24 protein-coding genes and 1 tRNA gene are annotated in these 25575 nt (G+C 70.0%); 9 read left to right on the top strand and 16 right to left on the bottom strand.

Annotated features, from left to right (window positions below; all coding sequences use genetic code 11):
- Positions 1-11 precede the first annotated feature (11 nt).
- Complete coding sequence (locus tag ACFYZE_RS01585; RefSeq protein WP_388986859.1) at positions 12-593, bottom strand: TMEM165/GDT1 family protein; 582 nt, start codon at positions 591-593, stop codon at positions 12-14.
- A gap of 407 nt (positions 594-1000) precedes the next feature.
- Between ACFYZE_RS01585 and ACFYZE_RS01580 the strand changes: the two genes are divergently transcribed.
- The 3 genes from ACFYZE_RS01580 (at position 1001) to ACFYZE_RS01570 (ending at position 3236) form a co-directional block, all read left to right on the top strand.
- The gene (locus tag ACFYZE_RS01580; protein ID WP_388986856.1) at positions 1001-1645 is read left to right on the top strand and encodes an HNH endonuclease family protein; all 645 of its coding nucleotides are present in this window, start codon (positions 1001-1003) and stop codon (positions 1643-1645) included.
- 305 nt (positions 1646-1950) lie between these two features.
- Positions 1951-2403 (top strand): DoxX family protein, encoded by a 453-nt coding sequence (locus tag ACFYZE_RS01575; protein ID WP_388986853.1) that lies wholly within the window; start codon positions 1951-1953, stop codon positions 2401-2403.
- Positions 2404-2636: 233 nt separating this feature from the next.
- The gene (locus ACFYZE_RS01570; RefSeq protein WP_388986850.1) at positions 2637-3236 is read left to right on the top strand and encodes a DedA family protein; all 600 of its coding nucleotides are present in this window, start codon (positions 2637-2639) and stop codon (positions 3234-3236) included.
- Here the strand turns inward: ACFYZE_RS01570 and ACFYZE_RS01565 are convergent.
- A complete protein-coding gene (locus ACFYZE_RS01565; protein ID WP_388986847.1) occupies positions 3208-3459 on the bottom strand; it encodes a DUF2277 family protein in 252 nt (83 codons plus the stop codon). The genes ACFYZE_RS01570 and ACFYZE_RS01565 overlap by 29 nt on opposite strands.
- Before the next feature lie 225 nt (positions 3460-3684).
- Between ACFYZE_RS01565 and ACFYZE_RS01560 the strand changes: the two genes are divergently transcribed.
- Positions 3685-4038 carry a hypothetical protein gene (locus tag ACFYZE_RS01560; RefSeq protein ID WP_388986845.1) on the top strand — a complete coding sequence of 118 codons (354 nt, stop codon included), beginning with the start codon at positions 3685-3687 and terminating at the stop codon, positions 4036-4038.
- 439 nt (positions 4039-4477) lie between these two features.
- Positions 4478-4966, top strand: a complete 489-nt coding sequence (locus tag ACFYZE_RS01555; RefSeq protein WP_388986842.1) for a DUF4396 domain-containing protein — start codon at positions 4478-4480, stop codon at positions 4964-4966.
- 73 nt (positions 4967-5039) lie between these two features.
- On the opposite strand, the gene ACFYZE_RS01550 is transcribed toward ACFYZE_RS01555, so the two are convergent.
- Positions 5040-5111, bottom strand: a tRNA-Val gene (locus tag ACFYZE_RS01550).
- A 176-nt stretch (positions 5112-5287) separates the two neighbouring features.
- Here ACFYZE_RS01550 and ACFYZE_RS01545 point away from each other — a divergent pair.
- Positions 5288-6064: a DUF4097 family beta strand repeat-containing protein gene (locus ACFYZE_RS01545; protein ID WP_388986839.1), complete on the top strand. Its 777-nt coding sequence runs from the start codon at positions 5288-5290 to the stop codon at positions 6062-6064.
- A gap of 245 nt (positions 6065-6309) precedes the next feature.
- Entirely contained in the window at positions 6310-7659 is a 1350-nt protein-coding gene (locus ACFYZE_RS01540) for a hypothetical protein (RefSeq protein ID WP_388986836.1), read from the top strand.
- Between the two features lie 29 nt (positions 7660-7688).
- Here the strand turns inward: ACFYZE_RS01540 and ACFYZE_RS01535 are convergent, their stop codons facing one another.
- The 3 genes from ACFYZE_RS01535 to ACFYZE_RS01525 form a co-directional block, all read right to left on the bottom strand.
- Positions 7689-8870: an amidase domain-containing protein gene (locus ACFYZE_RS01535; RefSeq protein ID WP_388986833.1), complete on the bottom strand. Its 1182-nt coding sequence runs from the start codon at positions 8868-8870 to the stop codon at positions 7689-7691.
- 111 nt (positions 8871-8981) lie between these two features.
- Positions 8982-10280, bottom strand: coding sequence for a hypothetical protein (locus ACFYZE_RS01530; RefSeq protein ID WP_388986831.1), 1299 nt, complete (start codon positions 10278-10280; stop codon positions 8982-8984).
- A gap of 55 nt (positions 10281-10335) precedes the next feature.
- Positions 10336-12444, bottom strand: coding sequence for a transglycosylase domain-containing protein (locus ACFYZE_RS01525; protein ID WP_388987907.1), 2109 nt, complete (start codon positions 12442-12444; stop codon positions 10336-10338).
- Positions 12445-13301: 857 nt separating this feature from the next.
- Between ACFYZE_RS01525 and ACFYZE_RS01520 the strand changes: the two genes are divergently transcribed.
- The gene (locus ACFYZE_RS01520) at positions 13302-13526 is read left to right on the top strand and encodes a zinc ribbon domain-containing protein (protein WP_366024281.1); all 225 of its coding nucleotides are present in this window, start codon (positions 13302-13304) and stop codon (positions 13524-13526) included.
- A 99-nt stretch (positions 13527-13625) separates the two neighbouring features.
- On the opposite strand, the gene ACFYZE_RS01515 is transcribed toward ACFYZE_RS01520, so the two are convergent.
- From ACFYZE_RS01515 to ACFYZE_RS01500, 4 genes are all read right to left on the bottom strand, one after another.
- Entirely contained in the window at positions 13626-14285 is a 660-nt protein-coding gene (locus tag ACFYZE_RS01515; RefSeq protein ID WP_388986828.1) for an O-methyltransferase, read from the bottom strand.
- Between the two features lie 74 nt (positions 14286-14359).
- The gene (locus ACFYZE_RS01510) at positions 14360-15172 is read right to left on the bottom strand and encodes an HAD family hydrolase (protein ID WP_388986825.1); all 813 of its coding nucleotides are present in this window, start codon (positions 15170-15172) and stop codon (positions 14360-14362) included.
- The gene (locus ACFYZE_RS01505; RefSeq protein WP_388986822.1) at positions 15169-17613 is read right to left on the bottom strand and encodes a phosphoribosyltransferase; all 2445 of its coding nucleotides are present in this window, start codon (positions 17611-17613) and stop codon (positions 15169-15171) included. Before ACFYZE_RS01505 ends, ACFYZE_RS01510 begins: the two co-directional genes overlap by 4 nt.
- A gap of 17 nt (positions 17614-17630) precedes the next feature.
- Positions 17631-18872, bottom strand: coding sequence for an HpcH/HpaI aldolase/citrate lyase family protein (locus tag ACFYZE_RS01500; RefSeq protein WP_388986819.1), 1242 nt, complete (start codon positions 18870-18872; stop codon positions 17631-17633).
- Positions 18873-19061: 189 nt separating this feature from the next.
- On the opposite strand from ACFYZE_RS01500, the gene ACFYZE_RS01495 reads away from it, so the two are divergent.
- Positions 19062-19940, top strand: coding sequence for a TerD family protein (locus ACFYZE_RS01495; RefSeq protein WP_388986816.1), 879 nt, complete (start codon positions 19062-19064; stop codon positions 19938-19940).
- A 28-nt stretch (positions 19941-19968) separates the two neighbouring features.
- Here the strand turns inward: ACFYZE_RS01495 and ACFYZE_RS01490 are convergent, their stop codons facing one another.
- The 6 genes from ACFYZE_RS01490 to ACFYZE_RS01465 form a co-directional block, all read right to left on the bottom strand.
- The gene (locus ACFYZE_RS01490) at positions 19969-20700 is read right to left on the bottom strand and encodes a Tellurium resistance (RefSeq protein WP_388986813.1); all 732 of its coding nucleotides are present in this window, start codon (positions 20698-20700) and stop codon (positions 19969-19971) included.
- Positions 20701-20879: 179 nt separating this feature from the next.
- The gene (locus ACFYZE_RS01485) at positions 20880-22028 is read right to left on the bottom strand and encodes a DUF475 domain-containing protein (protein WP_388986809.1); all 1149 of its coding nucleotides are present in this window, start codon (positions 22026-22028) and stop codon (positions 20880-20882) included.
- A 171-nt stretch (positions 22029-22199) separates the two neighbouring features.
- Complete coding sequence (locus ACFYZE_RS01480) at positions 22200-22775, bottom strand: TerD family protein (RefSeq protein ID WP_388986806.1); 576 nt, start codon at positions 22773-22775, stop codon at positions 22200-22202.
- A gap of 478 nt (positions 22776-23253) precedes the next feature.
- Positions 23254-23829: a TerD family protein gene (locus ACFYZE_RS01475; RefSeq protein WP_366024289.1), complete on the bottom strand. Its 576-nt coding sequence runs from the start codon at positions 23827-23829 to the stop codon at positions 23254-23256.
- Between the two features lie 156 nt (positions 23830-23985).
- Positions 23986-24444: a peroxiredoxin gene (locus tag ACFYZE_RS01470; protein WP_388986803.1), complete on the bottom strand. Its 459-nt coding sequence runs from the start codon at positions 24442-24444 to the stop codon at positions 23986-23988.
- 273 nt (positions 24445-24717) lie between these two features.
- Positions 24718-25155 (bottom strand): DUF3052 domain-containing protein, encoded by a 438-nt coding sequence (locus tag ACFYZE_RS01465; RefSeq protein ID WP_200417185.1) that lies wholly within the window; start codon positions 25153-25155, stop codon positions 24718-24720.
- Between the last annotated feature and the right edge of the window lie 420 nt (positions 25156-25575).

Genomic DNA, 25575 nt, shown 5'->3' with positions numbered 1-25575 from the left:
GCTCCCCGACCTCACCCGGCCACGGCCTCGTACAGGGTCCACGCCCCGAGCGTCAGCATCACCAGCGCCGCGATCTTCGTGATCAGCCCGAACGGCACCCGCTTCATCAGCGCCTTGCCACCCACGATGCCGAGCCCCGCGACGGCCCAGAGCCCCAGCACCGCGCCGAGGCCCACGGACAGCGGGTCGTCGTAGCGGGCCGCCAGGTTCGCCGTCATGATCTGGGTCAGGTCGCCGAACTCCGCGACCAGGATGAGCATGAAGCCCGTCCCGGCCACCCTCCAGAAGGACTGGTCCTGCGGCTTGCGGACCTCCTCCTCGTCGTCCCCCTTCTTCAGCAGCAGCACCGCGGCACCGCCCAGGAAGAGCACACCCGTCAGAGCGTGCACGAGCCGCTGCGGCAGCAGGGTCAGCGCGCTGCCCGCCGCGACGGCGAGCACGACGTGCAGCGTGAAGGCGGCGGCGACACCGGCGAAGACGTAGGAGGCGCGGTACCGCGTGCCGAGGACGAGTCCGGCGAGGGCCGTCTTGTCCGGCAGCTCGGCCAGGAAGATGACGCCGAAGACGAGCGCCAGGACGGTGATGCTGATCAAGGTTCCTCAATCGGTCGGGGCCGCCCCACCGAGAGTGCTGTGAACGCTTCGACACCTCGGCACGGCAGCACACGGATCGCCCGCTGCCGTACGGCACGGGCGTGCACTGCTTGCCGAAGGTCTCGCTGGCCGACCCTGATCGGGTCCGCCCCCGGGCGCCGGCTCAGCGGAACTGAGCAGTGTGTCGACGGTCCGGCGAAGAGCTACTCCCCTTCTGCGCCGCCCATCGTACGGGACGGCACAACCCGCACCAAAGGGCGCCGGTCACACGGCCGGTTCCCGCACCCCCCTTGTCGCGCCATGTTCACGTCATTAGTTTCTTACCAAACGCTCACCTGAAGGCAACGCGCCCCCGCGAGCATTCCCTCGCTCGCACCTCAACATCCCCACACCCCAAGGAAGTTGGCATGCCCAAGGTCTACGCGCGTCGACGCGTCAGCATACTCGCCGCTCTTACCGGGCTCATAGCCTCTGTCGGACTCTTCAACGGTCCGACCGCCTCCGCCGCCCTCCCCACCCCGGTCAGCGCCAGCACCGCCCGCAGCTACCTCGCCTCGCTCACGGTGGCCACCGAGAACCGCACCGGCTACAGCCGCGACCTCTTCCCGACCTGGATCACCATCAGCGGCACCTGCAACACCCGCGAGTACATCCTCAAGCGCGACGGCTCCAACGTCGTCACGGACTCCTCGTGCGCCGCCACCAGCGGCAGCTGGTACTCCCCGTACGACGGCGCGACCTGGTACGCCGCCTCCGACGTCGACATCGACCACCTGGTCCCGCTCGCCGAGGCATGGGACTCCGGCGCGAGCAGGTGGACGACGTCCCAGCGCCAGGCCTTCGCCAACGACATCACCCGTCCGCAGCTGCTCGCGGTCACCGACAACGTCAACCAGGCCAAGGGCGACCAGGACCCGGCCACCTGGGTCCCGTCCCGGTCGTCGTACGTCTGCACCTACGTCCGCGCCTGGGTGCAGGTGAAGTACTACTACGACCTCTCCGTCGACTCCGCCGAGAAGAGCGCGCTGCAGAACTACCTCGCGAGCTGCTGAGCCGCCCCGCGGGCACCGAGCCCAGCGGGCCGCCTGCGCGCCGGGAGCCGCGGGAGTCACCCCCGGCCGCGCCGCGCGGGCGGCCCGCGATTCGGCAAGCGAGTCGATCTGACGGACAGTCAACCAACTTGTGTCTCTTAGGAGTTGAGTGATCCGATCGCGACAGCGCGCGAAACGGATCGGCCGTCGTCGGGATGTTGAACTTGCAAGTATTGATTAGGGCTGCCTAACCTTTGAGCTCACTCGGTTTCCGTCCCCCAGACCGGTCCGTTCGCGGACCGGACCAGACCGAAGGAGCCCCCCACGTGACCGCACGCCTCAACCAGGCACAGCCCTACGCCCTCGGGCTGTTCCGCATCGTCGTCGGCCTGCTCTTCGCCTGCCACGGCGCCGCCTCGCTGTTCGGCGTCCTCGGCGGCGCGGCGGGCACCAACGGCGGCACCGTCCCGACCGGGACCTGGCCCTTCTGGTACGCCGCGGTGATCCAGCTGGTCGCCGGCGTCCTGACCCTGGTCGGTCTCGGCACCCGCGGTGCCGCGTTCATAGCGTCCGGCTCGATGGCGTACGCGTACTTCGACGTGCACCAGTCCAACGCCCTGTGGCCGATCCAGAACGGCGGCGAGCTGCCAGTGCTGTTCTGCTGGGCCTTCCTGCTGCTGGTCTTCACCGGCTCCGGGGCGCTCGGTCTGGACCGCCTGTTCGCCTCCCGGTCGGCGGCCGGCGAGAAGAAGCGGGCGTCGGAGCCTGTCGTGGCCTGATCGAGTTCCGTACGGACGACGGCGCCCGCTTCGGGCGCCGTCGGCATGTTCGGCATGTACGGCGACTGCTTCGGGCGCGCCGTGCGTCGGCGGGGCGACCGTCTCACTGGACCCCTCCGCACCGCCGGTCACACCCGCGGCGTACGCTGTACGGCTGTCGAAGGCCGCTCCTGCCGCTCCCCCGCCACATCGCGGCACGTGGTTGCCGCTGGGGAGTCGTACGGGGAGTTCCGGTGATGGAGAGCGTGGGGTCGCTGGCCGGTGGCCCCTGGATATACCCCGTGGTGGCCGTGTCGGTCCTGCTGGACGTCTTCCTGCCGATGCTGCCCAGCGGCGTGCTGGTGATCACGGCGGCCACGGCGGCGGCGGCCGGTTCCGACGTCGCGCGAATACCGGACATCGTCGGGCTCACGGTGTGCGCGGCCACGGCGTCGGTCCTCGGCGACCTGGTGGCGTACGGCCTGGCCTGGCGCGGCGGTGAGCGCCTGGACCGCGCCATCGCCCGCTCCCGCCGCCTGGCGCACGCACAGGAGCGCCTCGGTGCGGCCCTCGCGCGCGGCGGCGGCGCGCTGGTGATCGTCGCACGGTTCGCGCCCGCGGGCCGCTCACTCGTCTCGCTCGGCGCGGGCGCCGCCCACCGCCGCGCCCGCGAGTTCCTGCCCTGGTCGGCTCTGGCGGGCATCGCCTGGGCCGTCTACAGCGTGGCCCTCGGCTACCTGGGCGCCAGGTGGCTGGGCGCGAGCTGGCTGACGACCGGTGTCTCGGTCACGGCCCTGTTCGCGGCGGGCGCGGTCGCGGCCCACCTCATGCGCGGCCCGGCGTCGTCGAAGTAGCCTGCCGGGGCTGCCCGCCACGGACCTCGAGGCCGGCGAGCAGCGCCGCGGTCGCCGCGGCGACCGCGTCCACCGCGTGCTCGAACACCTCGCGGTTGTGGGCGGCCGGGGCACGGAACCCGGAGACCTTGCGCACGAACTGGAGCGCGGCGGCGCGGATCTCCTCCTCCGTGGCGTGATCGGGCAGGGCGGGCGGGCGGAGCGTCTTGATGCTGCGGCACATGACTCCAGTGTGGCCCCCTCGCCCCGCGAGACGGGGACGATGTCCACTTCCGCCGGCGTCGGACCGTGTGCGTCTCGGCCAGGAGCTCCAGGACCTCTGCCGTAGTGCCGGACTCGCCGGGCCCGGGAAGATCCGTTCGCCCGTGATCCACGAGACGGACGTCCGTTCGAGTGAACGCAGGGAAGCGGGTCGCACTCGAAAATCGAACAGGCGTAGCATTGGCCTGTGGCTGCGAGCTATGAGTTTCCGAGTGACCTCCTGGCCGGCCAGGAGGAGTTGCATCAGGTCCGGGCAGAGCTCCTGGCCCTGCTGAAGCGGCTGCCGTGGTCGGTGGAACCGCTGGACGGATTCAGCGACGACACCGGCTGGCGCAAGGTGGAGCGCCCCGCCTCCCCGGGTTGGACCGAGGACGAACAGGCGGAGGTGGAAAAGCTCCGCCGGCGCGAGCGGGAACTCGCGGTGTTCGTCTCCTGCCACCGCTTCTGGGAGGAAGTGGCGGCCGAGGACAAGGTGGACGCGCGGACGCGTCTGAAGCACGTGCACGAGGACGAGGGGAACGACGAGCAGAAACAGAACTGAACGTGGAGACCCCGGCCGCTCCCGGCCGGGGTCTTCGGGTTTCGCGCGACGGGGAGCCCCGGGCGGCGCTGTTTCGCGCGGCGACCAGGCGCGGAGGAGCGTCCCGGGGCTCAACGACTCGGTGCACTGACCGGATCTGACCTTCCGGCACCTGCGCTCGGCCTCGGTGTCATCGACAGTCCCCGGGGTGACCCTGCATCCAAATGTCGATCTTGTCGCGCGTGCCGGTGAGCAGGTTCTGGTGCTTCTCGAGGTTCTCGATTGACGGGCTCCCCGGTTGTGCTGCCCGCCGGAACTGCGCTGCGATCGCCGGATCCCGAACAGCGCACCGCATACCTGAGACACCGGATCAGTGGTGGACACGACCGTGTCCGTAATACCCCCGGGGGGTATATCGTTCAGTGGAACAAAGACCTGAGCGTGCGAGGGGAAACGAGCGATGGACCACAGCACACACGAGCACGGGCACGAGCATCACCATCACCATGCATCCGGCACCTCTTGGCGCACGGCCGCACAAGCCACCCTGCACTGCCTGACCGGCTGCGCCATCGGCGAGGTCCTCGGCATGATCATCGGCACCGCCGCCGGCCTGCACAACGCGGCCACCGTCGTCATCTCGATAGCGCTGGCCTTCGTCTTCGGCTACGCGCTCACCATGCGCGGCGTGCTGCGCGCCGGGCTGCCGCTCCGGCAGGCGCTCAAGGTCGCGCTGGCCGCAGACACGGTGTCCATCGCCGTGATGGAACTCATCGACAACACCGTCATGGTGGGCGTGCCCGGGGCCATGGACGCCGGTCTCGGCCAGATCCTCTTCTGGGCTTCGCTCGGCCTTTCCCTGGCCTTGGCCTTCGTACTGACCACCCCGGTCAACCGGTGGATGATCGGCCGCGGCAGGGGCCATGCCGTCGTCCACGCCTACCACTGACCCGCGCCCGGCACAGGAGAGCCCCGGAGGTGGCCTGCACAGGCACTTCCGGGGCTCCGCCACGATCTTCCGGTGGGCGCGGACGGTTTCGAACCGCCGACATCCTGCTTGTAAGGCAGGCGCTCTACCCCTGAGCTACGCACCCGAGACGAGTCGACAGCCTACATTGCCGGAGGGGATGCCCCGCAAACCCGTAACCGGGGGATATCCCCACCCCTGATCCGGGAGCACGCCGGATGCTGCCCAGAGCCGTGGCTCCGTACCGTCGAAGCACATCGGCGTTGAGGGCGTCCGGCCCACCGGCACTCAGGGGGAAAGATCATGGCTCGTACGACGGTGTTCGCGCAGCGCACCCGAGTGGTCGCCGTCGCGGGGCTCGCCGCCGTGCTCATCGGCACCGTCGCCGCCTGCGGGAACGACGCCCGCGACGACCCGCACCCGGACCACGCGGCCTTCGCGCTGCACGGCCGTACGCTCACCGTCGACTCCGACGACTCGGCCTTGGAGATCGTCTCGGCCGATGTGGACAAGGTACAGGTCACCCGTTGGTTCCGCGGGACGGTCGTGGTGGGTGGGGATCCGCGTGTGACCTGGGCCATGAAGGGCGACCGGCTCGTGCTGCGGCTGAAGTGCTCGGGGATCGTCGCGGACTGTTCCGCGCGGCATCGGATCGAGGTGCCGCGCGGGGTCGCCGTCACGGTCGACGACGGTGACGGGAGCGTGCGGGCGGAGGGCTTCGCCACGGCGCTGGACATCCGGACGCGGGACGGGTCGGTGCGGGTGAGCGATTCCACCGGACCGCTGGCGCTCGCCAGCGACGACGGGTCGGTGCGCGCGACAGGCGTACGGTCGCGGCGGGTGCGGGCGGTGACGAACGACGGGTCGGTGGACCTGGAGTTCCGGGACGTGCCCGACCGGGTGGAGTCGAGCAGCCACGACGGGTCGGTCGCCATCGCGCTGCCGCACAGCACGTACCGCGTGACGACGCACTCCGCCGACGGCTCCGTCCATGTGTCCGTCCCGACGGAGGCGACAAGCTCCCACCTGATCGACGCCCGGACCCGTGACGGGTCGGTCAGCGTACGGGCGGCGGGCTGAGCCGGCCGTCACCGGCCGACGACCCGTGGCGAAGGGCGCCCGGCAGGGCGCCGACCCGTCGGCGGGCACACCGCCAACCGGCCGTCACCGGGACGGCACAGCGCCAACCGGCCGTCACAGGTACCGCACACCGCCAACCGGCCGCCATGAGTCCGGAGCACCGCGAACCGACCGGCCCGTGTGTTCGTCCTCCACCGGTGGGAGAATGACACCGGGCAGGGTGGATCACGGTACGGGAGAGGGATGTGACGGCGACACCACGGCAGGAGTCCGACCGCGTCGCTCGGCCCGTCTCCGGAGCCCTCCTCCTCCCTCTCCTCGTCGCCCTCGTCCTCCCCGCCGCCTTCGCCTCGGGCGGCACCCGGCGGTGGTTCGGGGGGCGGGGCGAGGCTCAGCGGGCCGAGGCTCAGGCGGCCAAGGACGCAGCCGCAGAAGCGTTCTACGAGCTGGACACCGCTCAGCGGGATGTACGGATCTCCGTGGAGACCATCACCGCTGTCGACGACTCCCCTGCCGCCCGCCGTGCCCTCGCCGACTTCGAGGCGCTCGGGCGGCGGATCGACGAGGTCAGCCACCGTTACATCCAGGCCGTGGACGCACATGATCTCGACCGGGTGGATCTGGAGGCCTCCGCCGCCTCCCGGGCCCGGGCGGATCTCACCGCCGCCAAGGACGAGCTGGTCCGGGTCAAGCAGGAGCTGGATCGATTCGCGCAGAGTCTCGGGCCGCTGCTCGGCAAGGCCGAGACCCAACTGGCCCGCCTGGCCCCGGCGGTGGAGCGCGCCCGGCAGGCGCTGCTCGCCGCCAGCAACGCCCTGGACGGGGTGCGTGGTTCCGGGCTGAAGGCAGACGACCTGGCCGCCCGGCTGGCCGCCCTCGGCCCGGAGCTGACCAAGCTCAACCAGGGCGCGGGGCAGCACGGGGTGCAGCAGACGCTGGAGCGTGCCGAGCGGGTCACGCGGGAGGCGGCGGCGGTCCGGGCCGAGGCCGAGCGGCTGCCGGAGAAGGCGGCCGAGATCGACCGTCGGCTGGTGTCGCTGCGCACCCGGGCCGAGGCGCTGACCACGCGCGCCGGGCAGGTCGAGCCGGTGCTGAGCGAGCTGCGGCGGAGGTTCGCGGCGGCCTGCTGGCAGGATCTCCAGCACGTGCCGGAGCAGGCCGCCGAGAACGTGCGGCAGGCCGAGCTGAAACTGCGGCAGGCGCAGGGCGCGCGTGACGCACAGCGCTGGGCGGACGCGACCTCGCTGCTGTCGACCGTGCGGGCGCTGCTGAACACCACCGACGAGGCCGTGTCGGCCGCCGGGGAGCGCCTGCAGCGGCTCAACGCCGTGCAGAAGGATCCTGAACAGGAGATCGAGCGCACCCGGTTCGCGATCCGGGACGCCCAGCGGCTGGCGATGGCGGGCCGTACGACGCCCGATCCGCGGCACGCCCGCCCGCTCGACGACTCCGTGGCGCGGCTGGAGCGGGCGATCGCCACGCTGGAGGGCCGCCACCCGGACTACTGGCACTTCCTGACGGAGACCGAGGCGGTGCGGCAGACGGTCGCCGGCGTCGTGGCGCGCATCCGGGAGGAGCGGGGAGCCGGCCACTGAGCCCGGCCCCCGCCCCGGAGGACCACCGGTCAGGTGCGGTAGGCGTAGTAGTACGCGTTCGGGTACGAGGCGATGATGCTCGCCACCGACCTGTTGTAGGTGTTGGTCGAGTGGTACGTCACATAGGGCACGCCCTGCGGGCTGCGGTAGGTGACGATCATGGAGTGGTCCTTGGACCCGTCCCTGTTGAAGTCCATCTGGAGCACGTCACCGACGTCCAGCTGGTAGACGTTGGCGAGGCTGGTGACCCGCTTGGAGGACAGGGCGAACCAGGAGAACTCGTTGACGCCGACGAAGGAGTCGGACTGGATCTCGGAGTTGCCGAACCACTTGTGGAAGTCCGTCCCGTCGCCGGGGACGTGCTTCCAGCCGCCCGCCTTGAGGGACTGGCTGACGAAGTTGGTGCAGTCGCCGCCGTCGGCCTCCCCGTTGAAGTCCGGGTAGGCCGGGTTGTAGTTCTTCCAGTACTTCGCCGCGTACGCCGCCATGGCCTTGTAGTCGTAGCCGGTGGCGGAGAAGTTCTTCGCCTTGGCGGGCGCGTTCCGCGAGGTGGACGCGCGGGGCGCGTCCGGCGGCCCGGCGTCGGCGGCGGTCTTCGGCGCGGCGACGGCCGGCTTGGCGACCTGGTTGACCGCGAGGTAGCCGTCGTCGGTGTCGCGGATGCCGGTCAGCTGCCAGTCGCCCTGCCGGTCGGCCTGGAAGGTCAGCCGGTGGTGGGCCTGGAAGCCGGTGGTCTTCGGCCCGTTGGCCTTGGCCTTCTCGTACGTCAGGGTGGTGGTCTCGGTGACGTCGACGGTGGCGTGCCGGCCCTTCACCTGAGTCCGGTCCAGCGAGACCGTGGTGTCGGACTTGCTGTACTTCTCGCCGAGCGCCGCGAGACGGGACTTGCGGCCGCGCAGCGTGGAGAGGGCGGAGTCCTCCTGGTGCGACAGCGTGGACGACAGGCGTACGTCGCCGGAGAAGCGGGACGCAAGAGGCTTGCCCCGTCCGCTGTCGCTCTTGTCGACCAGGGCGTCCGTACGGTCGGTGAAGACCGCGTCCGCCAGCCGCTGGAAGGTGGCCCTGGTCCCCGGGTCCACCGTCGGTTCGGCGACGTCGGCCGCGTTCGCGCCCCAGTTGGGCAGCAGTGCGGCGCCGGCGACGACCGAGGCGGCGGCCGCGGTGATTATGGTCGCGCGGCGCCGCTTACGGCTCAATCTTCTTGATTTCAATGGTTGTTCCCCTCTACCACCGGTACTCGATACCGGGGGCCGCATCTTCGCACGCCGTGTGTGACTTCTGTGAAGGGGGTGGCCCAAGAGGCCTGGCGGAAACCCCGGTTGTCACTGCACGACGGACGCCCAGTCCGGCGACTGCCCCGGGTCGAGGGTGCGGAGCCGCTGGAGGGTGGCGGGCTTCTGCACGTCCAGCCAGTCGGTCAGTTCCTTGAACGACACGCACTTGACGCCCTGTTTGGTGCAGACGTTCTTGACGACCTGGTCGATGGCCTTCATGTAGATGCCGCCGTTCCAGTTCTCGAAGTGGTTTCCGATGAACAGAGGCGCCCGGCTGCCGTAGTAGACGCGGTTGAAGCCGGCCATGTAGGAGTCGACGGTCTGCTGCTCCCACTGGGTGTACTTCGCGGGGTCGCCGTTGGTCTCGCCTTTCGACTGGTTGGCGAGGAAGTTGAAGTCCATCGACAGGCCCTGGTACTTGCCGCCCTCGTAGGGGAGCATCTCCAGCGGGAAGTCCCAGATGCCGTTCTTCTTGGCCGGCCATATCTGGAAGTCGCCCGGGGAACTGGCGTCGTAGCGCCAGCCGTAGCTCTTGATGGCCTTCAGCAGGTTCGGCTGGCCTTCCAGGCAGGGTGCGCGGCCGCCGGTGACCTCTCTCTGGAAGTCGAAGGGCAGGGCGGGGATGTCCTTGGCTCCGGTGTTGGTCTTCCAGTTCTCCACGAAGGAGTAGAACTGGTCGATCTCGCTCTTCCACTCCTCCACGCTCCAGTCGCCGCCGCCCTTGGCGCCGCAGAAGTGGCCGTTGAAGTGGGTGCCGATCTCGTTGCCCTGCTCGTAGGCCAGGCGCAGTTGCTTGAGGGTGTCGCGGATGTGCTCGTCGGTGGCGTAGTCGATCGCCGCGGAGCCCACCGGATGCTGCGGCGGGTGGTAGAGGTCCTTCTTGCTCTTGGGCAGCAGGTAGATGCCCGTGAGGAAGAAGGTCATGTGGGCGTTGTACTGCTTGGCCATCTCCCGGTAGTGGGAGAAGAGGTGGTCGTCGCCCTCCAGTGCGCCGTCCCAGGAGAAGACGACGAACTGGGGCGGTTTCTCGCCGGATTTGAGCGGTTTCGGCTTCAACTGGCCTTTCTGCGGACCGGTGTAGGAGGTGGAGCCGTCACCGATGATCTGCGTCTTGCCGTCCCACTTGGGTGGCTTGGTGGGCCGGGGGGTGAATCCTCTGCCGATGCTCTTGCCGGCGTCCGCCGTAGCGGTCGCCGCGGTGCTGTCCGGCCGGGACACCGCCAGGAAGGTCACCGTCACCGACGCCACGGCGAGCAGGGCCGCCAGCGTCATGAAGCTCGGGCGGCTCTTCCATTGGTCGAGGCGGGACGGGCGACGGCGGCGGCGACGGCCGTTTCTGGTGGTCATGGGCGGCTCGTTCTCCGAGGAGGAAGGTGGGGGGTGACGTGCTCGGCAGGTGGCGTCAGCCGAGCGGACTCATGGCCGCGGACCAGATGCCGTAGGGGGCGCCGTCGTCCGGCGTTCCGGCGACTCCCTTCAGCGGCAGTGGTTCGAGGCTCTTGGACAGGTCCATGCGGTAGGCGACCACCGCGGTGGACACGGACCGGGCCGTGCCCACGTACCAAGAGGCCTTGTCGTCCTGGGTGGTTCCGGCCTTCCCGGCGACCTGCGCGGAGGCGGGCGCCGCGCCCGGGTGGGCGGCGCGGAAGGAGTCCGTGAGCGCCTCGGTGACCTCCCCGGCCACCTGGGCGCCCATCGCGCGACGGGGCTTCGGGACGTTCAGGGACACCGTGGCGCCGTTGCGGGTGACGCGCCGCACCGAGTACGGCTCGGTGTGCGTGCCGCCCGCGGCGAACGTGGTGTACCCGCTCGCCATCCGGATCGCGCTCGGCGTGGAGTTGCCCAGGGACAGCGCGGGGACCTGCGGTCCGATGCTGTCGGGCAGCAGCCCGGCCGCCTCCGCCGTCTCGCGCACCCTGTCGAGGCCGGCGTCCATGCCGAGCTGCATGAACGGGGTGTTCACCGACTGGACGAGGGCCTGGTGCAGGGTGATGTGCCCGTACGACTTGTTTCCGTCGTTGTGGGCGGAGACCTTCTTGCCGCTGCGGTCCCAGTACGGCCCCTCGGGGGTGGTGACGGGGATGTTGTCACGGCCGTCGTAGACGGACTCCGGGCTGACCGCGGTCGCGGGCCCGCCGCGGGTCTTGTGGGCGCCGTGTTCGAGGCCGGCGGCGTAGACGAACGGCAGGAAGGCCGAACCGGCCGGGACGGTCGCCGCGTTGGACTCGTTGTAGCCCTGGGTGCGGTGGTCGGGGCCGCCGTAGACGGCCAGGATCCGGCCGTCGGTGCTCACCGAGGCGGCGCCGAAGTGGGCGGTCGGCGCCGTGTCCGGGTGGTCCTTCCGGGCCTGTTCGCGGGCCTTGTTGACGGCGTCGGTGAGCGCGCTCTCCCGCTTGCGGTCGAAGGTGGTGTAGATCTGGTAGCCGCCCAGGTCGAACTGCTGGTCGGAGATGTGCGCGGCCTTCTTGGCGTAACTCGACGCCAGCTCCACCAGATAGTCGCTCTGCTGACCGGTGTCGTAGAGCGGGTTCTGCTTGAGCGGCTCGGGGAAGGTCGTGTACTTGGCCCGCTCGGCCTTCGACAGCTTGCCGATCTCGACCATGCGGTCGAGGATCCACTTCCAGCGCTCGACGGCCCGGTGGTGGTTGGCCTTGCCGAGGGTGGGGTCGTAGAGGCCGGCGCCCTTGAGCAGGGAGGCCAGGAAGGCGGCCTGGCCGGCGTCGAGCTGGCTCACGTCCTTGCCGTAATAGGCCTGGGAGGCGCGCTGTATGCCGTAGGTACCGCGGCCGAACCAGCTGGTGTTGAGGTATCCCTCGAGGATTTTGTCCTTGCTCATCCTGTTGTCTAGTTTGAGGGCGATCATGGCCTCGGTGAATTTTCGGCCGATGGTCTGGTTCTGCGTCAGATAGACGTTTTTCACATACTGCTGGGTGATGGTGGAACCGCCTTCGGTATCACCCTCGCCGACCGTCTTCCACAGGGCGCGGGTGATGCCTTTGACGGATATGCCGGGGTCGGAGTAGAAGCTCTCGTTCTCCGCCGCCAGCACCGCCCAGCGGACCTGCTCGGGTATGTCCTTCAGCGGCATGGCCTGACGCTGCACCCAGCCGGTGCGGGCCATGGGCGTGCCGTCGGACCAGAAGTAGACGTTGTCCTGCTGGGTGGCGTACGAGTTGAGGTTGTCCGGTATGTCAGTGACGGCGTACGCGACGACCAGGAAGACGCTGCTCAGACCGAGAGAGGTGAGCACGGCGCCGAGCCACTGCCGCCATGAGGGCATCCAGCGGCGCCAGCCGACGCGGCCCGGCCGCGGATAGACGGGCCTGAGCTTGCGGGCGTACGGGGCGAGCCGTCGGGCGTACGGGGTCAACCGCTGGGTGTACGGGGCCAGTTTGCGGGCGTACGGCGTCACGAACGAAGTGACACGGGTGAGGGCGGAGGGGCGTGCGGCCCTACGCCGCGCTCCCCGGGACCTGGGCGCCTCCGCCGGGCGCGGCATCCGCAGTTGCATGGTCTCGTCCGGCGCCGGGGACGGGACGGCCTTCAACTGCATGGTCTCGTCCGGGGCTGGGAGCGCGACGACCTTCAACTGCATGGTCTCGTCCGGCGCCTGGGGCCTGCTGTCCTTCGACTGCGTGATCCGGTCCGCCGGCGCCTCAGGCCTGACGGCCTTCAACTGCGTGGTCGCGTCCGGTGTCTGAGGCCTGCTGTCCTTCAACTGCGTTGTGTGGTCCCGCTCCTGAGGCCTGCTGTCCTGCAACTGCTTTGTGTGGTCCCGCTCCTGAGGCCTGCTGTCCTGCAACTGCTTTGTGTGGTCCGGCTCCTGAGGCCTGACAGGCCTCAACTGCGTGGTCAGGTCCGGCGCCACGGGTTCGGCGGCCCTCGGCTGCGGGGCGCCATCGGTGTCGGAGGGCGCGCCGGCCTTCAACTGCATGGTGACGTCCGGGTCGAAGGGCGTCTTTGACGGGTCGTCGGCCCCGGTGCGGCGGTCCGTAGGGCGGTCCGGACGGCCGCCGTCCTGGCTAGCCACGACACGCCCCGGTGCACGGACGGCCCTGGGACGGCCTGCCCCCTGTTCGATGCCATGCCTCGGTCACGACTGCGTCTCCCTCCGCACTCGGAATTGCACGCGCGGGTAGATGCAGCGGGCGGACATGCGGCAGCGAGCCCCCCTCCCCGACCTTGCGGCTCATCGCGGCTTCCTTAAATTATCAGCGACCTTTGTGATGTCCTCGATCGGGAACCGGCCAGTACGTGGTCGCGGAGAGAATATTAAGGAGATCTTGAGGAGATCGTGCGGCATTCACAAAGCGGTGCGGGGCACGGGAAGTCCCGTGATCGCCGGTGCGCGCCCGTTAATCTGTGCACATGCCACGCTATGAGTACCGCTGCCGTACCTGCGGCGACACGTTCGAACTGAGCCGTCCGATGGCGGAGTCCTCCGCCCCCGCGAACTGCCCGCAGGGCCACGACGACACGGTGAAGTTGTTGTCCACCGTGGCGGTGGGCGGCACGGCCTCCGCTCCGGCGCCGGCGCCGAGGGCGGGCGGGGGCTCAGGGGGCGGCTGCTGCGGCGGCGGTTGCTGCGGCTGAAGCCCCGTCATCGGTGACTGCTGCGGCCAGGGAATCCCGTCATCGGTGACTGCTGCGGCCAGGGAATCCCGTCAGCGGCGGCTGCGGACTGAAGCGCCGTCAGCGGCGGCGGGCCAGGGTCAGGCCGTCCGCGATCGACAGCGTCACGCTGTCCACCCGGCCGTCCGCCTTCACCTGGGCGTTGAAGTCCCTGATCGCCGCCGCAAGCCCGGTGGCGTCCGAGTCCGTCACGCCGCCGTGGTGGAAGACGTTGTCGACCACCAGCAGCCCGCCGGGTCGCATACGCGGCACCAGCTCGCGCCAGTAGGCGACGTAGCTCTCCTTGTCCGCGTCGATGAACGCCATGTCGATGTGCGGCTCGGCCGGCAACTCGCGCAGCGTCTCCAGCGCGGGGGCGATCCGCAGCTCGATCCGGTCGGCCACGCCCGCCCGCTCCCACGCCTCCCGCGCGTGCCGCGTCCACTCCTCGGAGACGTCGCAGGTCAGCAGCGTCCCGTCGGGCGGCAGCGCCTGCGCCATGGACATCGCCGACAGCCCGGTGAAGGTCCCGACCTCGACGATCCGCCGCGCCCCGGTCAGCCGCACCAGGAAGGCCAGAAGCGGCCCCTGCTCCTCGGCGACCTGCTTGCCGGCCACCAGCGGCAGCTGCGTGTGCGTGACCTCGACGAGCATGCGCTGCACGGGGTCCAGCGGCGGGTTGTGGCCGAGCATGTACGCGTACAGCTCGTTCGTCAGCGGCGTCCCGTTCCCCTTGGCCACCGGCCCTCCTCAGACTCGGCCCCGAGGTCTGAGCGTTCCCCGCTCCCCTCCACCGTAGCCCTGAGGTCCGCCTCTCACGCCTCCTTGGCCGCCTTCAGGAACTCCCGCAGGATCCGCTCCCCGGCCACCACGCCCCGCTCCGGCAGCGCGCCGATCCCGGGGGCCGTCCAGCCGGTGTCGGCCAGTTCCCCGTGGCCCGGGCGCCAGCCGCGGTCCGCGGCGAGCAGCAGGTCGGCGTCGAGCAGCGAGTCCCCGGCGGCCAGCGTCAGCGTGGCTCCGCTGCGGCGGGCGACCTCGCGCACGGCCGCGCTCTTGGTGAGCGGCTTGGGGACCGCGTAGATCTTGCGGCCCTGCAGCGACACCGTCCAGCCCCGGTTCTCCGCCCAGACGGCCAGTTCCTTCACCCACTCCTCGGGCAGCAGCTCCCGCTCGACGACGAGGTAGGAGAACAGGTCCTCCGCGACCCGGTGCTTGCGCACCCAGGCCGGGTCGGCGGTGGCCGCCAGATGCTCGCGCACCTCGGCCAGCGGCGCGCACTCGTCGGCCAGCCGGGCCAGCACCGCGGCGTGCCAGTCGAGGTCCGTGACGCCGTCGACGAGCAGGTGGCCGCCGTTCGCACAGATCGCGTACGCCGGGGTGGGGCCCGGCAGGTTGATGCGCTGGTACTGCTTGCGGGTGCGGGTCGTGGTCGGTACGAACACCGCCCGGTCGCCGAGGTCGGTGAGCAGCCCGGCCGCGGTCTCGGTCATGTACGACAGCGGCCTGCTCTCGTGGACCTCCACGCACAGCAGCCGGGGCGCCCGCGCGTCCGGCATGGTCAGCGCGAGCGCGGCGGAGGAGTAGATCAGGGTGCGGTCGAGGTCGCTGGCGACCAGAACGGGGCTCATCCGGCCACCGCCTTGCCGTCGGCGCCCGTCGCACCCCGCGTGTACCGGGGGTGGATCAGCCCCACGCAGGTGTACGGCAGCCCGTCGACCTCCTCCACCGGCACGCCCCGCTGGGCGGCCAGCAGGCGCACATGGTCGAGGTCGGCCCCCGCCCCTGCCCGGGCCAGGATCTTCCACGGCACCCGGCGCAGCAGTACCCGCGTGGTCTCGCCCACACCCGGCTTGACCAGGTTCACGTCGTGGATGCCGTACTCCTCGCTGATGCGCTCCACGGCCGCCCAGCCCTCCCAGGTCGGTGTACGGTCACCGGCCAGCAGTTCCTTGGCCTGGAGATCGACCGCCTCCTCGACCTCGGTGAAGCGGGCGGAGACGGCGTCGAGGAAGGCCACCGAGACATCGGCTCCCGCCAGCTCGCGGTAGAACTTCGCGCCGTGGTAGTCGTGCGGGCCGACCAGGTCGGCGCGCAGCACCGTGCGCGAGATCAGGCCGGAGACGGTGGAGTTGAGACAGGCGGACGGGATCAGGAAGTCCTCCCGGGTGCCGTACGTCCGCACGCACGAGCCCGGGTCGGCGAGCACCGCGATCTCCGGGTTGAAGCCGGTGATGCCGTCGGACGCCTCGAACTCCCTGATCGCCTCGGCGAGTTCCCGGGTGATGGCGCCCTTTCCGGTCCAGCCGTCGACGAAGACGACGTCGCCGGGGTCGTACCGGTCGGCGAGGTAGCGCAGCGCGTTGGCGTCGATGCCGCGGCCGCGCACGATGGACACCGCGTAGTGCGGCAGGTCCAGGCCGTGCCGGTGCTGGGCCCAGCGGCGCATGAGGACCCCGACGGGGGTGCCGGCGCGGGCCAGGGAGACCAGGACGGGGCGCGGCGACCGTTCGGCGAGGACCGTCTCGGTGACCACGCCGACGGCCTGTGCCAGACGGGTGGCCGAGGTCTCCAGGGCCGCGTGGAACAGCTCCTGGTACTGATCGCTCGGCTGGTACTCCACCGGCAGCGACTCCGCGTAGTGCGCGCCGCCGCTCTGGATGGCCTCCTCGCGCTCCTCGGTCGGCGCCTCCAGGGTGACGTTCGAGAGGTCCTGGAGCAGCCAGCCGACCTCGTCGGGCGCGTACGAGGAGAAGGCGGGGCCGCGGAGGGGCTCGGGCAGCATGGCGGATCTTTCTGGCGAGGCGGCGCCGTGCGGGGGCGGCGCGGGGGCGTGGGCGGGGACGACCGCGAGCAGGACGTGCGGGGTGTGCGCGGCGAGCCGGTCCAGCAGGCCGCCGGGGGCGTGCAGTTCCGGCGTGTCGGCCACGGAGTCCACGACCGCGACGACGGCGTCGAAGCCGGCGCCCGCCACGTTGTAGGCGTAGCGCTCGCCGGGGCCGTCGGCCGGGTCGTCGTGCGCGGGGAACACGATGCGGGTGCGTATCGCGTAGCCGGGGTCGTCGACCGCGAGGACGGGCGAACGGGTGGTGGTGGAGTAGCGGACCTCGGCGGGCACCGTCTCCTCCAGCTCGCGGGCGAGTCTGAGCGGCGCGTACATCAGCTCCTCGAAGCCGAGTACGAGGACGCGGCGGGCCCCCGGGGGCAGTGCCCGGGCGAGCCGCGCCGCCATCGCGGGCAGTGCGCGCTCGAGGCGGGAGCGGTGCTCGGGGGTGAAGCCGTGCCGTCCGCCGTCGGGCAGCCCGTGGGGCCAGCCGAGGTCGACGCGGGTGATCGTCCCGTGGGCCTCTTCGTGGCGCACGGGCGTCTCGTGCCGGGCGACCAGCTCCTGCCCCTTCTCCAGGACGCCCTCGGGCAGCTTCACCGTGCCCGAGGCCGCGGCCACCAGGTCCACGCGGGCGCCGATCTGCTGGGCGAAGTCCTCGAGCCGGCCCAGATCGGCGGGCGAGCGCAGGTCGACCAGGGCGACGACGACGTACCGCTCGCGCGGGTACCGCTCGTGCAGGTCGCGGATCGTGTTCATGACGGTGTTGCCGGTGGAGAACTCGTCGTCGACCAGGACGAGCGGGCCGTCGCCCGCCAGCAGCGCCGGGTCCTGCGGGAGCAGCAGGTGCGAGGTGGCGTGGGAGTGGGACTCCTCGAAACCGCCGGCGCGGGCGACGCCCTCGACGGGGCGGCGGGTGGAGTGCAGGTAGGGCACCGGGCCGAGGCCGTCCGCGACGGAGTGACCGAGTCCGGTGGCCGTCTCCGCGTACCCGAGGACGACCGCGTGGCCCGCGTCCTCCTCCCCCAGCAGGTCCCGCACCCGTCGGCCGAGCGCCACCCCGTGGCCGTGGACGACGGACGGGAGTTGCGGGACGTGCTTGCCCAGCACGTTGGAGACGAGCAGGTGCGCCCGCTTGGGGTTGCGGCGCAGCGCGAGCCCCAGCAGCTCCGTCAACCGCTCGTCGCCGACGAGTTCGACCCCGAGCCGCTCGGCGACCCAGGTCCCGGACCAGACCACGTTCTTCATCGGTTCCTTCACGGCTGTCACTGCGGCAGTCCGGCGGCCAGCAGCTCCACGAAGCCGACGTTCTCGTTGGCGACGCCGAAGACCTCGGCGCGCCGGAGCGTGCGCTCGGCCCAGGCGCGGTGCGGCTTCACCTCGTTCATCTTGTTGGTGTACGCCGAGCGCAGGACGCCGCCGCCGAGGCGCTCGGGCCGCAGGATGTCCTGGGCGTCGCTGTACTCCTCGTGACTGACGACCGAGAGCGCGTGCACCGGCATCACGTGCGAGGGGTGGATGCACGTCTTGCCGAGCAGGCCGTTGGCGCGGTCGAGGGCGATCTCGCGCAGCAGCCCGTCCATGTCGTGCTCGATCAGCGTCTCGCGCAGTTCCTCGACGTGGCCCTCGAGGAAGGGGCTGCGGCGCAACTGCGGCTTGAACATGCGCTCCTGCACCCGGAAGTACTCCCACACGGGTCCGGTCACCGTGAACCCCGTGCCGTCGGCGCGGCCGAGGACGTTGACGACGTCGGCGATCACCGAGGCGACGATCTGGACGTCGTAGGCGGTCATGTCGGGGGCCCGGCGCAGGCCGTAGGAGGAGCAGAAGTCGGTGACGCCCAGGCGCAGCGCGAGAACGCGGTCGCGCCACTTGTCGACCGTGCGGAAGATCCCCTCCAGGGTCTCCCGGCGCGACTCCAGGTAGAGCAGGTCCGGCGACTCCAGGACGGGCATGGCGAACAGACGACGCCCGCTCGCCGTCTCGGCCGCGGTGAGCGCCTCCAGGAAGGGGACGCCGCGTTCCTCGGTGAACTTCGGCAGCACGAAGCCCGAGAGCAGCCGGACGGCCGGGCCGAGCCGGGCGACCAGGTCCGGGATCTGCTCGGGGAAGCGGACGCGGACGAACAGCAGCGGCAGCTCTGCGTCCGTGGGGGTCTCCCCTGCTCGCGGGGATTCCCCCGCTCGAGCGGCGTCGAGGGTGGAGGGGGAGCCGACAGCTCGGGGGAGCGAGGCGAGGTCGGTGAACTGCCGGACCAGGTTCTCCTCCGCGGGCACGACGTCCGCGTCGTCGATGGAGTCCTCCAGGCACAGCACCATGGAGACGACACCGCGGGCCGCCTGCTTGATCACGTCGTCGGCCAGGCACGGGCGGGTCGCCGGACTGTAGAGGGTGGCGCCGAGGGCCGCCGCGAGAACGGGGGCCGGGGAGTCGGCGGTGAAGACGGCCGGCTCGCGGTAGAAGAGACGCTGCCGCTCCTCAGGGGCGATGTGCCCGAAATGACGCATATGACTCCCCCGTGATGCAGGACTGCCCGGAAAGACGTGGCCGGTAATAGTACGTACAACTCCGTGTCATGGGTTCCCCTCGGGCATGAAGTTCAGGTAACTCGGCCGTGTCGACGACCGTGCGGAGAGCATGCGGACGGATGGCCCCCGCATTGTCGTGACCAGGACGGAGAGGGCAGGATGACGGGCATGACGCACGCGATGCTGAAGGGGTCGAACGTACTGCTCGAGGCGACGGCCGTACGGGCGGTGCTGCGCTGGGCGCCGGGGCAGGGCGTGCCCGAGGTCGACGCCTCCGCACTGTTGCTGGGTTCCGACGGTCGTGTGCGGTCCGACGAGGACTTCGTCTTCTACAACCAGCCCCGGCATCCGTCCGGGAAGGTACGGCTGCTCGGGAAGAAACGGGAGACGGACGGGCTCACCGACACCATCCAGACGGACCTGGCGGGCGTCGAGCCCGGGGTGGGGCGGATCCTGCTGGTCGCCTCGGCGGACGACGTCACGTTCGACCGCGTACGGGGGCTGCGCATCCTGCTGTACGACGCGGGGAGCTCCGAGGGGGAGCCGCTGGCCTACTTCGACGTCAAGCCGGAGACGGGCGCGGAGACGGCGCTGATCTGCGGGGAGCTGTACCGGCGCGGAGAGAACTGGAAGTTCCGGGCGCTGGGTGAGGGATACACCAACGGGCTGAAGGGTCTCGCGAACGACTTCGGCATCTCGGTGGACGAGTCGGAGGAGGCGGCGGCGTCGGCGACCGCTCCGGAGGTGCCGGTTTCCGCGTCGGAGGCGCCGGTCTCCGCGTCGGAGGTGTCGGTGCCGTTGCCGCCGGAGCGGCCGGTGGGGGCGCCTGCGGCGTACGGGTATCCGGCCGAGGCGGGGACTGCGGCCGTGGCTGCGCCTGCGACCGTGTCGGCGCAGCCCGCGTACGGGTATCCGCAGCCGGCGTACGGGTATCCGCAGACCCCGCCGGTGCCCGCGTACGGGTATCCGCAGACGGCCGTGCCGGTGCCGGACCCCGACTTCAAGCTGCCGCCGCAGGGACCGCAGTTCATCGGGCGCCAGGTGTAGGGGGCGCGACTGCCCGCAGCGGGGGCGGCTACGCCTTGGTCTTGTAGCCGCGGCCCCACTGGAGGCCCCAGCCGTACAGGCGGTCCAGTTCCGCCTGGAAGCCGTAGACGAATCTCACCTCTCGGCGCACGATGATCTCCCCCTTGACGTTCTCGATGAGGACGACCGCGCAGGAGCGGGCCTGGGGGTGGCGTTCGTCGAGGCCGATCTCGATGCGGGGGCCGCTGCTCGGGTAGAGCGTGACATGGGCGTGGGTACGGTCGAACGCCGGCGTCTGGTCGTAGATGTAGACGAAGATCAGCAGCCGCTTGAAGTCGTTCCGGTGGTCGAGGTTGACGAAGATCGTCTCACCGGAGCCGGAGCCGAACCGGTCGTCGCCGCTGAGCTTGATGTAGGGCGGGTCGTTGAGCTCCCCGAAGAAGCTTCCCAGCGGCTGCACCACGCCCTTCGTGCCGTCGCTCAGCTCATACAGGCACCCGAGGTCGAGGTCCACGTTGACCATGCTCTGGGTGTGCGCCTGCACGACCTCGGGGGTGAAGAACCGCAGCGGGTTGCGGAGCAGGCTGCCGCGCTCGGGGCCGCCTATGTCGGACGTCCGCATGCGCCACGACAGGTTGATGCGCAGGTTGCCGCTCGCCGCGCCCTGCTTGGTGAGCGAGACCCGATGGTGCCGCTTGGTCAGCTCGATCGCGTTGGTCGCCGCGCTGCCCGAGTCGAAGTCCATCGCCCGCCCACGCCACACGCCGTCCCAGAAGCCCATGCCCGCCCCCTGCACCTACACGTCCCAGCGATTCCACAGCTGCGGGGCGGCCGCCGAGGACGCCTCCTCGCGACCGCCCCGCACAGAGCGTTCCTCCGGTTCACACCCGCGAAACGGTCACTGCGGCGAGTGAGCCGAAGGGGCGCCCCGGAGGCGAACCGAGCCTCCGAAACTGGTCGTCACACCCCGGACGAGACCTCAGTCTTCTCGTCCGAGGCCGTCCCTTTTCCCTCGGCCGCGGCGAGCGCTCGGTTGCGGCGCACGGAGGACCAGAAGGACGCGGCGATCAGGACGACGCCGACGAGGCCGGTGACCACCTCGTTGATCTCGTACTGGATGGTGACCATGAGGATCACGGCGAGCGCGCCGATCGCGTAGTGGGCGCCGTGCTCCAGGTAGACGTAGTCGTCGAGGGTGCCCTGGCGGACCAGGTAGACCGTCAGCGACCGCACGTACATCGCGCCGATGCCGAGGCCGAGCGCCATCAGGACGATGTCGTTGGTGATGGCGAACGCGCCGATCACGCCGTCGAAGGAGAAGGACGCGTCCAGGACCTCAAGGTAGAGGAACATGAAGAACGCCGCCTGGCCGGCCAGGAGCACCGCCGAGCGCGGCTTGCCGCTGCGGGCGGCCTCTTCCTCCTCCTCGTGCTCGCGCTCCTCCTCTTCCTCGAGCTTGTCCTCGAAGTACCCGGAGAGACCGCCGACGACCATGTACGTGATCAGACCGGCGATACCGGAGATGAGCACCGTCTGGGCCTTGTCGACGTGCGCGCCGCCGTGCTGGTGGGCGTGGGCCGCGAAGGTCATGGAAGCGATCAGCAGGACGACGAGCGCGATGCAGACCGACAGCATGTCGACCTTGCCGAGCTTGGCGAGCGGGCGCTCGATCCAGCGCAGCCACTGGATGTCCCGGTCCTCGAAGATGAAGTCGAGGAAGATCATCAGCAGGAACATACCGCCGAACGCCGCGATCGCCGGGTGGGCGTCGGTGACGAGCTGCTGGTACTGGTCCTTGTCCGTCAGCGCGAGGTTGACGGCGTCTATGGGGTTCTTCTTGGCGGTGACGGCGACGATGACGACGGGGAAGACCAGTCGCATGCCGAAGACCGCGATCAGCACGCCGACCGTGAGGAAGATCTTCTGCCAGAAGGCATTCATCTTCTTCAGGATTCCGGCGTTGACCACCGCGTTGTCGAAGGACAGCGAGATCTCGAGGACGGAGAGGATCGCCACGATGCCGAAGGCGGTCCACCCCCCATAGAGGACCGCCAGGGCCAAGCCGACCGCGGTGACCACGAACGACCAGCCGAAGGTTTTCAGAAGCACTGGCTACCCAATCCGTATGTGTACGGGGCTACCCGTCGCCGTACCCGGCTTTACCCAACATTGACCACAGAGTCTAGAGGGGTCCTGGTCCGGCCGGGACATGTGGTCCAGCCGGACCGGAACATCGCAGGTCCAGGGGAGGCGTGGAGGCGCACAAAGCGGAGGGCCCCTTTACGAAACGTTCACTCCGAAGTCCAGAGCGATGCCGCGCAGGCCGGACGCGTACCCCTGACCCACGGCGCGGAACTTCCATTCGCCGCCGTGGCGGTAGACCTCGCCGAAGATCATGGCCGTTTCGGTGGAGGCGTCCTCGCTGAGGTCGTAGCGGGCGAGTTCCTGGCCGTCGGCCTGGTTGACGACGCGGATGAAGGCGTTGCTGACCTGGCCGAAGGTCTGGCCGCGCTCGTCGGCGAGGTGGATGGAGACCGGGAAGACGATCTTGTCGCACTGGGGCGGGACCTTGGAGAGGTCCACCAGGATGGTCTCGTCGTCGCCCTCACCCTCACCGGTGAGGTTGTCGCCGGTGTGTTCGACGGAGCCGTCGGGGCTCTTGAGCTGGTTGTAGAAGACGAACCACTCGTCACCGAGGACCCGACCGCCGCTGCACAGCAGTGCGCTGGCATCGAGGTCGAAGGGGGCCCCGGTGGTGGAACGCGCGTCCCAGCCGAGCCCGACCATCACCTGTGTGAGGTTCGGCGCGGCCTTGGACAGGGAGACGTTGCCTCCCTTGGCGAGCGTGACGCCCATGATCCTGATCCTCCCCGGTACGTGGTTGCCCCGGGGGCGAAACCCCCGGTGGCCGGGGGTTGCTCCCCCCGGTCGCGGGGGTTCCTCCCCCGGTGGCCGGGGTTGGCTCCCCGGTGATGAGGGTCGGCCCCGGTGCTGGGGCTCGGCCTCGGTGATGAGGGTCGGCCCCGGTGCTGAGGCTCGGCCCCACTGATGGGGTTGACCCCGGTGATGGGAGTGGCCCCGGTGATGAGGTGGCCCCGGCAACGGGGGTTTTCCCCGGCTGGTCGGAGCTCCCCCTGGTGGTGCTGGTATCTCCCCCGGTGACCGAAGGGGAAACCCTCGGCGGCCGGAGGCTTGGTGCCGCGCGGGCGAAGTCGTCGCAGGCCGGAGGCAGGCCGACGAGCCCCGAGAGGCACACGGCCCTCGCGGAACTCACGGCTCCTCCGCGCCGCCCGCGCAGGACGGTGCGGAGGAGCCGTGGCCCGGCGTGCTCGGGTCAGACGTTGACGCCGAAGTCCTGGGCGATGCCCCGCAGGCCCGAGGCGTAGCCCTGGCCGATGGCGCGGAACTTCCACTCGGCGCCATGGCGGTACAGCTCGCCGAACACCATGGCGGTCTCCGTGGACGCGTCCTCGCTCAGGTCGTAGCGCGCGATCTCCTGCTGGTTGGCCTGGTTCACCACGCGGATGAACGCGTTGCGCACCTGGCCGAAGGACTGCTGGCGGTTCTCGGCGTCGTAGATCGAGACCGGGAAGACGATCTTGTCGACGTCCGCCGGCACCCCCGCGAGGTTGACCTTGATCACCTCGTCGTCGCCCTCGCCCTCACCCGTGAGGTTGTCACCGGTGTGCTCGACGGAGCCGTCGGGGCTCTTGAGGTTGTTGAAGAACACGAAGTGCTGGTCGCTGGCCACCTTGCCCGACGAGTTCAGCAGCAGAGCGCTGGCGTCCAGGTCGAAGTCGGTGCCGGTGGTGGTGCGGACGTCCCAGCCGAGTCCGACGAGGACCGCGGTCAGGCCGGGGGCCTCCTTGGTCAGCGATACGTTGCCGCCCTTGCTCAGGCTGACTCCCACGAGTCCCTCCATTGGTGTCCAGGGGCGGGGAGCCCCGTCGTGCGATGTAACCGGATCAACGAGTCGATCCTAGTGACGGGTTCCCGCGCCCCACAGGCCTTGGAACCGAAGTAAGCCGAAGGGGCGCGCCCCTTGGGCGGACCCTTCGGCACGGGATCACAGGGTGTCGAGCGCCTTCACGTACTCGTTCAGGTCACGCGCGTCCGGCAGGCCGTTGACGACGGTCCACCGCACGACGCCCTCCTTGTCGATGATGAAGGTCCCGCGCACCGCGCAACCCTTGTCCTCGTCGAAGACGCCGTAGGCGCGGGAAATGTTGCCGTGCGGCCAGAAGTCGGACAGCAGCGGGTACTCCAGGCCCTCCTGCTCGGCGAAGACGCGCAGAGTGTGGATGGAGTCGTTGGAGACGGCGAGCAGCTGGGTGTCGTCGTTGACGAACGTCGGCAGGTTGTCGCGCAGCGCGCACAGCTCGCCGGTGCACACGCCGGTGAAGGCGAACGGGTAGAAGAGCAGCACCACGTTCTTCCGACCGTGGAAGTCGGAGAGCTTCACGGCCCTGCCGTGGTTGTCCTTGAGCTCGAAGTCGGGGGCCTTGTCGCCGACCTGGATCGCCATGGTCCTGCTTCCCTTTCGATGGGACGGTTGGGGGCAGGACCACCCTACGCAGCGACCGGAGCACACGGTGCGAGAGGCCGGGCCGAGCTGAGCCCGGCCCGGCAGCAATCAGCCCGTCCTGGGGTTCCCCTGCTCGAAGAGCTCGGGGGAGTTCGAGGACGAGGCCGTCAGGCCGATGGGAGGCCTGGGGGCGCAGCCCCCAGGAGGGTCACCCCGGCCGACGGCACTGCTCAGCGAACGGCCACCCGGCCTGCGGCCCTCCCCGGCGGAGCGTCACCGCTTGGACTTCGCGGCCTTCGGCGTCACCAGACGCGAACCGCTCCAGTCCTTGCCCACACTGACACTCTTGGACGCCGACAGACCCGCCGTCGTCGCGGCCTCCGAGATGTCGCTGGGCTCCACATAGCCCGTTCGGCCGGTCTTCGGCGTGAGGAGCAGGATCGAGCCGCCTTCTTCGACGTACGTGGTGGCGTCCACCAGCGCATCCGTCAGGTCGCCGTCCTCGTCGCGGAACCACAGCACCACGGCATCGGCAACGTCGTCGTAGTCCTCGTCCACGAGCTCGCTGCCGACAACTTCCTCGATGGCCTCGCGAAGCTCCTGGTCGACATCGTCGTCGTAGCCGATCTCCTGGACCACCTGCTCGGGCTGGAACCCCAGCCTGACGGCAGGGTTCGTCCGCTCCTCCGCGTGGTCCGCGGTCGCGCTCACGGGTTGCCTCCTGATCATGTCTTGGTGAGTATCTCAGCCACGCGCGTACGCGAAGCAATGGCCGTAGTCCACACGGGCGGGACGGATCGCGCAAGTACCCGGCGGTTCAGACCGCCGAAACGGTGACGATCCTGGCCGTGTCGCCGCAACTCCAGGCACGGTATCGCGCCGCGAGGTGACCTACACCACACCGTTCTGCCCGGTTTGCGCATTCCGGAATCATCCGCGGGTACGAGTCCCGAATGACTTTGCGGGGCGCGTCACGGCCTGGGCGTATCGTTGCGTTTTGATCGGGCCCGCCCTTGAACATCCGGTCCGCCGCTGTGGTTACCTCGCGGTAGAGATGACGTTTCGCTCCCCCGAGGTACACGATGGGGACCGGTGCAGGCACAGGAAAAAGTGGCCCTCTGACAGGTAAGG

It is taken from the genome of Streptomyces sp. NPDC001796, from assembly GCF_042892355.1.
Classification (GTDB): domain Bacteria; phylum Actinomycetota; class Actinomycetes; order Streptomycetales; family Streptomycetaceae; genus Streptomyces.
This window is presented reverse-complemented; position numbering and strand designations above follow the sequence as displayed.

Bases quoted from the DNA above. Each gene is read 5' to 3' on its own strand.
- ACFYZE_RS01580 (WP_388986856.1), top strand. From the start codon at position 1,001: ATGCCCAAGGTCTACGCGCGTCGACGCGTCAGCATACTCGCCGCTCTT.
- ACFYZE_RS01565 (WP_388986847.1), bottom strand. From the start codon at position 3,459: ATGTGCCGCAGCATCAAGACGCTCCGCCCGCCCGCCCTGCCCGATCAC.
- ACFYZE_RS01555 (WP_388986842.1), top strand. From the start codon at position 4,478: ATGGACCACAGCACACACGAGCACGGGCACGAGCATCACCATCACCAT.
- ACFYZE_RS01545 (WP_388986839.1), top strand. From the start codon at position 5,288: ATGGCTCGTACGACGGTGTTCGCGCAGCGCACCCGAGTGGTCGCCGTC.
- ACFYZE_RS01530 (WP_388986831.1), bottom strand. From the start codon at position 10,280: ATGACCACCAGAAACGGCCGTCGCCGCCGCCGTCGCCCGTCCCGCCTC.
- ACFYZE_RS01525 (WP_388987907.1), bottom strand. From the start codon at position 12,444: ATGCAACTGCGGATGCCGCGCCCGGCGGAGGCGCCCAGGTCCCGGGGA.
- ACFYZE_RS01520 (WP_366024281.1), top strand. From the start codon at position 13,302: ATGCCACGCTATGAGTACCGCTGCCGTACCTGCGGCGACACGTTCGAA.
- ACFYZE_RS01510 (WP_388986825.1), bottom strand. From the start codon at position 15,172: ATGAGCCCCGTTCTGGTCGCCAGCGACCTCGACCGCACCCTGATCTAC.
- ACFYZE_RS01505 (WP_388986822.1), bottom strand. From the start codon at position 17,613: ATGAAGAACGTGGTCTGGTCCGGGACCTGGGTCGCCGAGCGGCTCGGG.
- ACFYZE_RS01500 (WP_388986819.1), bottom strand. From the start codon at position 18,872: ATGCGTCATTTCGGGCACATCGCCCCTGAGGAGCGGCAGCGTCTCTTC.
- ACFYZE_RS01495 (WP_388986816.1), top strand. From the start codon at position 19,062: ATGACGCACGCGATGCTGAAGGGGTCGAACGTACTGCTCGAGGCGACG.
- ACFYZE_RS01490 (WP_388986813.1), bottom strand. From the start codon at position 20,700: ATGGGCTTCTGGGACGGCGTGTGGCGTGGGCGGGCGATGGACTTCGAC.
- ACFYZE_RS01480 (WP_388986806.1), bottom strand. From the start codon at position 22,775: ATGGGCGTCACGCTCGCCAAGGGAGGCAACGTCTCCCTGTCCAAGGCC.
- ACFYZE_RS01470 (WP_388986803.1), bottom strand. From the start codon at position 24,444: ATGGCGATCCAGGTCGGCGACAAGGCCCCCGACTTCGAGCTCAAGGAC.